Origin of the sequence: Haloferula sp., from assembly GCF_049672945.1 — a bacterium.
GTDB lineage: Bacteria > Verrucomicrobiota > Verrucomicrobiia > Verrucomicrobiales > Akkermansiaceae > Haloferula.
Map to the genome: position 1 here is coordinate 1 of NZ_JBATWY010000126.1, position 5,854 is coordinate 5,854.

Genomic DNA, 5,854 nt, shown 5'->3' on the forward strand with positions numbered 1-5,854 from the left:
GCTCCATCCCGGAGCCGCCCTTTGCGCATCCCCCCTTCAACCAAAACACCAACACCAACCACCAAAACAACATGTCTCACTTCACGACGATCCAGACTCAAGTCCGTGATCTTGATGCCCTGTCCGACGCCTGCGCCGAACTCGACCTCAAGCTCGTGGCAAATACCCCGTGCCGTGGCTACGCCGGAGTCACCCGGTCAGCCCACCGCACGATTCAGCTCAAAGGCCCTTACGACATCGCCGTCGATCCCTCGAAAGAGAACGATGGTTCCTACGGCCTGACCACCGACTGGTGGGACGGCTATGTCGCCAGGGAAGTTGGCGTTGGCTACGGCCGACTGCTGCAATCCTACGGCGTCCACAAAACGCTGCGCACCGCTCGTGCGCGTGGCCTGCGTTCCACCCGCAAGCTCGAAGCCGATGGCTCGGTCCTGCTCACCCTGGAAGGAGGTTCGCTATGAGCCGCCGCATCCTTATCCGCGTGTCACCCACCGGTGAAACCAGCGTCGAGGCCGATGGCTTCCAAGGCAAAGGCTGCGAAGCCGCGACCAAGGCCATCGAAGACGCGCTCGGCAAACCCGGGCAGCGAACCCGCAAGCCCGACTTCTGGCGTCAATCCCAGCACGGCCAGAACCAACAACAACTCGGAGAAGGAGGCGCATAAACCATGAGCCAAACCCTCCGCTTCAATCCGGGTGGTCACATCGACTGCCTCTACACCGAAGCGATCGATCTCCGTGAGCTCGGGCGACTCCATGTCGTCCGGGCCACGGACATCCGCTTCGATGAATCCACCCAACAGTGGGACGTGCACGACGCCGATACCGGCCAAGTGCTCTTCTCCCACGCATCACGCAACGAGTGCCTCAACTGGGAACAAACCAACCTCCAGCCACAGGCCACTCCACAGCCCTGAAAACTGAACACAGAAAACCAGCAAACTTATGAACCTCACCACCTACCTCCGAGCCGGTTACCCCGGACTCGTCGTCATCAGTTCCGAGGAAGCACGCGCCGAAGCGGAAATCGCCCACGCCTGCACTTCCACAAAACGCAAACTCCACGCCTGGTCCTCCACCGAGGGCTTGGTCGATACCGGCGAGGGACGGGTCACCCCGTGCTCCGATCCCCTCGAAGCCCTGCAACAACTCGACGGCCTCTTCGCTGCCGAAAATCCCCAACACGTTGTGCTCCTGCGCGACCTGCAACTCCACCTCGATCAGAGCGACCCGATGCTCGTTCGTCGCATCAAGGACACCCTGCGAATGGCGAAGACCAACGGCCATGCACTCATCCTGCTCGGCTGCCGGCTCAAGCTACCCGCTGAGTTGGAACACGAGTTCACCGACGTCGACTTCGACCTGCCCGACACCACCCAGCTTGGCACCGTCCTCGATGGCATCCTCAAGTCCGCCAAGCTCAAGAAGGTGGACGAGGTGACCCGCGAGTCCGTCTTGCAGAGCGCCCTCGGCCTGACCACGACAGAAGCCGAGAATGCCTTCGCGCTGTCGGTGGTCGAAACCAAAGCCATCGACCCAAAGGTGATCGCCCGCGAGAAGGCCCGCACGCTCAAGCGCAACGGCCTGGTCGAAGTGGTCGAAGCCACCACCGGCCTCAGCGACATCGGCGGCCTCAACCACCTCAAGGAATGGCTGACCGGGCGAGCAGGCGCCTTCAGCGACTCCGCCAAGACCTATGGGCTACCCGCTCCGAAAGGACTGCTGATTGTCGGCATCCCGGGCACCGGCAAGAGCCTGACCGCCAAGGCCACCGCCGGTGCCTTCGAGCTGCCCCTGCTGCGTCTCGACATGGGCCGTGTCTTCGGCGGCATCGTCGGCCAAAGCGAAGCCAACCTGCGCAGCGTCATCCAAACCGCCGAAGCCATCGCACCCTGCGTCCTGTGGATCGATGAAATCGAGAAAGGCTTTTCCGGAAGCAAGTCGAGTGGCAGCACCGATGGTGGAACCTCCTCCCGCGTCTTCGGCTCATTCCTAAGCTGGATGCAGGAGAAGCAGAAGCCGGTGTTCGTCGTTGCTACGGCAAACGACGTAAGTCAGCTCCCTCCTGAGTTCCTGCGCAAGGGTCGGTTTGATGAGATGTTCTTCGTCGACCTGCCCGACGCCCTCGAGCGTGCCGCCATCTGGGACATCGTCATCGCCCGTCACGGTCGCAAGCCGACCGACTTCGACACCGTCGTCCTTGCCCGCGCCTGCGAACAGTTCACTGGAGCGGAGATCGAGGCGGTCTTCATCGACGCCATGCACGAAGCCTACTTCGAAGGCAAAGAGCCAGGCCCCCGGGAGATCCTCGAAGCGATCACTCGCACCGTGCCACTCGCCCAACTGATGGACGGCAAGATCGCCGCCCTCCGCCACTGGGCCAAAGGCCGGGCAAGAGAAGCCGCCAGCCATCCCACAGCGGCCAAACCCACGCGGGGACGCCGGGTGCAGTCGATGAACTAGCCATGAACCCGCCGCACGATGTCCCCCTGAAAGTCGGCGACCGAGTGCGGATCCATCCCGACTGCCAGGATCCCGGCGACGACGACTTCGAGCGGATCGTCATCGAAGCCCCCGAAGACAGCCCCCGCGTGCTCGTCCTCGCCCGCATCCCGGGATTCGAACACCACCCGACCGAGTGGATCGAAGCCGACAAGCTGATCCGCCACCCGAACGCGGACCTCGACTGAGGCAAGCACCGCTCCCGACGCAACCAGGGCCGTCACGCATCACCGCGTGGCGGCCCTTCATCTTTCTCAATCGCCACTCCGGCGGACAGCCCCAAACAAATAACCAACAACAACAACAACCATGATCAAGATCCACGCCCATGACCTCAAGCAAGCCGGCAAGCTCCTCAAGCGCCTGCCGTCCCACCGAAGTACCCTCCCGGTGCTCACTCACATCGCGGCCATCGCCAAATTCGACACTCTGTCGCTTGTCACTGCCAACCTCGACCAGCGACTCGAAACACGAATCCCACTGGCCGAGCCGATCAGCTCCCCGGAATCACTACTGATTCCACCCGATGCCTTCCGGGCCGCCATGAAGGCCGACAAAGACAGCATCGTCACCATCGCCGCCAAAGGTTCGCGCAAGAGTCGCCGCATCCATCTGCACGTCACCTGCAAGGGCATCCCGATCGAGACGCAGCATCCCACCGCGAACCTCGACGACTTCCCGGAGCTTTCCCAGGTCGAGGGCCCATCCACCGAGCTCCCCGCACGCACCATCGAGATGCTCGCCCTCGTCGCCACCTGCGCTTCGAAGGATGCCACGCGCATCGTTCTCAACGGCGTGCACTTCACTCCCGAAGATGGTGGCCTGCTCATCGCCACCGATGGCCGACGCCTCGCCGGCATTCCTGCCAGCGTCCCCTCCACCGACTTCATCCTGCCCAATACTGCCGTCCATATCCTCGGTCACCCCGACTTCAAAAGTCGGCCCGCGACCGTCACGATGTCGGAGAACGCAGAGAGTCGCATGCTCTGCTTTCAGTCCGGCAATCACCAGCTGATCACCCGGACCCAAGCCGGCAACTACCCGGCCTGGAAGCAAGTCGTCCCACGCGGCATGGTGTCATCCCTCACCATCGCCGAAGAGCGTCGCGCCGCCACCCTGTCGTGGCTGCGCTCCCTGCCCACCCGCGATGGAACCCTAACCCTGCGTCTCAAGAAGCGCGGCGTCCTCCAACTTATCCACGGGACCAAGGAGGGTGTCGCCGGGACCATCGAAGTGCCCGTCATCGGGACCGGCAAGGTGCCGATTGTTTCCGTCGACCCGAGTTACCTTGCCACCGCCCTGGCCATCGCACCGACCCTGTGGCTGAGCGATGAAATGAGCCCGGTCGTCGCCCGGCGACCCGACGGAGCCTTCTGCGTGATCATGCCCCTGCGCGTCACCCACGCCGCCGCCCAGGCCGCCGCCTGAGAAAACCCGAGTCGCCAAAACAAACAGGGGTCGTCCGCACATCGGCGGGCGGCCCTTTCACTTTCCCGCCCCATCGGCACCCCAACCCCAAACTAACAACAACCAACATGCAAACCAACCTGTACTATCGCCAAGGCAACTCCGATAAAGTCTACCAAGCATCCATTGAACCAAAAGCTGACGGTCACATCGTCACCTTCGCTTACGGACGCCGGGGCCAAACCCTGACCACCGGCACCAAGACCCAGACACCCGTATCCCTCGAAAAGGCACAAAGCATCCACGCGAAGCTCGTCGCCTCCAAACTCGCCAAAGGCTACACGCCCGCCGAGGACGGCACGCCCTACCAACAAACCGGCAACGAAGGCCGCGACAGCGGCATCCGCTGCCAACTCCTCAACCCGGTCGACGAAGATCAACTCCCCCGTCTCATCACCGGCACGACCCATTGCCTCCAACAGAAGCACGACGGTCGCCGCCTGATGGTCCGCAAGCAGGGAGATGAAATCATCGGCATCAACCGCCGGGGACTCATCGTAGCGATCCCGGACACGATCAGAGAAGCCATCGAATACATCCCCTTCGACGTCCTCATCGACGGCGAGGCCGTGGGCGACACCCTCCACGCCTTCGACCTCCTCGAAGTCAAAGGCAACGACCTCCGCCAACGCCGCTACATCGATCGCTTCTCCGGCTTGATTATGGTCATCCCCCCGAACCTCCCAGCCCTCTGCTGGATCGCCACCCCGCTCGATCCCGACGACAAACGAGCGACCTACGAGGAACTCCTCGCGGAGGGAGCCGAAGGTGTCGTCTTCAAGGACATCAATGCCCCCTACACACCCGGCCGGCCGAACTCCGGCGGACCGCAGCTGAAGTTCAAGTTCGTCGAGAGCGCGTCGTTCATCGTCGCCGGGAGGAACGGAACCAAGCGCAGCGTCGGGTTGGAACTCGTCACGGCTGAGGGGAACCGTGTCCCCGCCGGCAACGTCACCATCCCCGCGAACCATGAGGTTCCGGAAAAGGGCGAAGTCATCGAGGCTCGCTACATGTATGCCTTCCGGGAAAGTGGGGCCATTTACCAGCCGGTCTACCTCGGTGCTCGGGACGACATCCCGGCCGAGGACTGCACGGTGGAGCAACTCAAGTTCAAGGCTGAGCCAGCGGCATCAATGCTGGACTGAGTGACAACAGATAGTGCCATTGAAGCGACAAACCGGATCGCAGAGACCCCGCAGAAACGACACTGTGTCGAATTTGATGATCGACTCGCCCTTCCCGGGAGTCCCGGGAGGGGCGAACGCATCATTTTTAAGTATCTCACTGGAAACGTCGTCGCGATCCCTCCGATCGGATCTTCCTACTCCCGGAAGCAGTCCGAACGCATGATCACCCTCAGATACTTACGGAGTTCAGCGAAAGCGTCGTCGGAGAGTTCAAAAGCAATGTCAAATTCGTAGCCATCTCCAGATAGCGCGTGGACTCTGTGCCGCCACAGATCGATTCGGCTGAGACTATCACCATCGTAATCCTCCCCATCGTGAAACTCGACCGTAATTTGGTCTTCAAAATCGAGATCCACCGAAATCATCAGGTAGGGAGAAACCCGGTTGTCCTCATCAAACCCTGCGTCCATGGAATCGAAAGTCACCTGCACGTACTGCCAATCGACCGCTTCGCTACACTCTACTGATGCAGCCGTAAATTGGATTACTTTCACGGCCATCACGCGATCATTTGGTCCAACGGACTTGTCACTCCCAAGCCACTCACTCCCAGCGCCACGTGCAGGTAAATCTCCGTCGTCGTGATGTCCTGATGGCCCAGCAGCTCCTGGATCCTCCTGAGATCCACACCGGCCTCGAGGAGATCCGTCGCGAAACTATGGCGCAAAGAATGGCTTGTGACCCACTTCTCGATCCCGA

General features: G+C 61.6%; 9 protein-coding genes. 7 read left to right on the top strand and 2 right to left on the bottom strand.

What is annotated here, in order from left to right:
• The 7 genes from WBG04_RS11070 to WBG04_RS11100 form a co-directional block, all read left to right on the top strand.
• A partial coding sequence (locus WBG04_RS11070) for a DUF1257 domain-containing protein (protein WP_424314491.1) occupies positions 1–461 on the top strand: 461 nt, incomplete at its 5' end.
• Positions 458–664 carry a DUF2997 domain-containing protein gene (locus WBG04_RS11075; RefSeq protein WP_424314492.1) on the top strand — a complete coding sequence of 69 codons (207 nt, stop codon included), beginning with the start codon at positions 458–460 and terminating at the stop codon, positions 662–664. The genes WBG04_RS11070 and WBG04_RS11075, both read left to right, overlap by 4 nt.
• Before the next feature lie 3 nt (positions 665–667).
• Positions 668–916 (top strand): hypothetical protein, encoded by a 249-nt coding sequence (locus WBG04_RS11080; RefSeq protein WP_424314493.1) that lies wholly within the window; start codon positions 668–670, stop codon positions 914–916.
• Between the two features lie 28 nt (positions 917–944).
• A complete protein-coding gene (locus tag WBG04_RS11085; protein ID WP_424314494.1) occupies positions 945–2,462 on the top strand; it encodes an AAA family ATPase in 1,518 nt (505 codons plus the stop codon).
• Positions 2,463–2,464: 2 nt separating this feature from the next.
• Positions 2,465–2,689 carry a hypothetical protein gene (locus WBG04_RS11090; protein ID WP_424314495.1) on the top strand — a complete coding sequence of 75 codons (225 nt, stop codon included), beginning with the start codon at positions 2,465–2,467 and terminating at the stop codon, positions 2,687–2,689.
• Between the two features lie 121 nt (positions 2,690–2,810).
• Positions 2,811–3,929, top strand: a complete 1,119-nt coding sequence (locus tag WBG04_RS11095; protein ID WP_424314496.1) for a hypothetical protein — start codon at positions 2,811–2,813, stop codon at positions 3,927–3,929.
• A gap of 107 nt (positions 3,930–4,036) precedes the next feature.
• Positions 4,037–5,113: a WGR domain-containing protein gene (locus tag WBG04_RS11100; RefSeq protein WP_424314497.1), complete on the top strand. Its 1,077-nt coding sequence runs from the start codon at positions 4,037–4,039 to the stop codon at positions 5,111–5,113.
• Between the two features lie 176 nt (positions 5,114–5,289).
• Here the strand turns inward: WBG04_RS11100 and WBG04_RS11105 are convergent, their stop codons facing one another.
• Positions 5,290–5,655 carry a hypothetical protein gene (locus WBG04_RS11105; protein WP_424314498.1) on the bottom strand — a complete coding sequence of 122 codons (366 nt, stop codon included), beginning with the start codon at positions 5,653–5,655 and terminating at the stop codon, positions 5,290–5,292.
• A partial coding sequence (locus tag WBG04_RS11110) for a tyrosine-type recombinase/integrase (RefSeq protein WP_424314499.1) occupies positions 5,655–5,854 on the bottom strand: 200 nt, incomplete at its 5' end. The genes WBG04_RS11105 and WBG04_RS11110, both read right to left, overlap by 1 nt.

Excerpts from the sequence above, each read along its gene's own strand:
- WBG04_RS11095 (WP_424314496.1), top strand. The coding sequence starts at position 2,811 with ATGATCAAGATCCACGCCCATGACCTCAAGCAAGCCGGCAAGCTCCTC.
- WBG04_RS11100 (WP_424314497.1), top strand. The coding sequence starts at position 4,037 with ATGCAAACCAACCTGTACTATCGCCAAGGCAACTCCGATAAAGTCTAC.
- WBG04_RS11090 (WP_424314495.1), top strand. The coding sequence starts at position 2,465 with ATGAACCCGCCGCACGATGTCCCCCTGAAAGTCGGCGACCGAGTGCGG.
- WBG04_RS11080 (WP_424314493.1), top strand. The coding sequence starts at position 668 with ATGAGCCAAACCCTCCGCTTCAATCCGGGTGGTCACATCGACTGCCTC.
- WBG04_RS11075 (WP_424314492.1), top strand. The coding sequence starts at position 458 with ATGAGCCGCCGCATCCTTATCCGCGTGTCACCCACCGGTGAAACCAGC.
- WBG04_RS11105 (WP_424314498.1), bottom strand. The coding sequence starts at position 5,655 with ATGGCCGTGAAAGTAATCCAATTTACGGCTGCATCAGTAGAGTGTAGC.
- WBG04_RS11085 (WP_424314494.1), top strand. The coding sequence starts at position 945 with ATGAACCTCACCACCTACCTCCGAGCCGGTTACCCCGGACTCGTCGTC.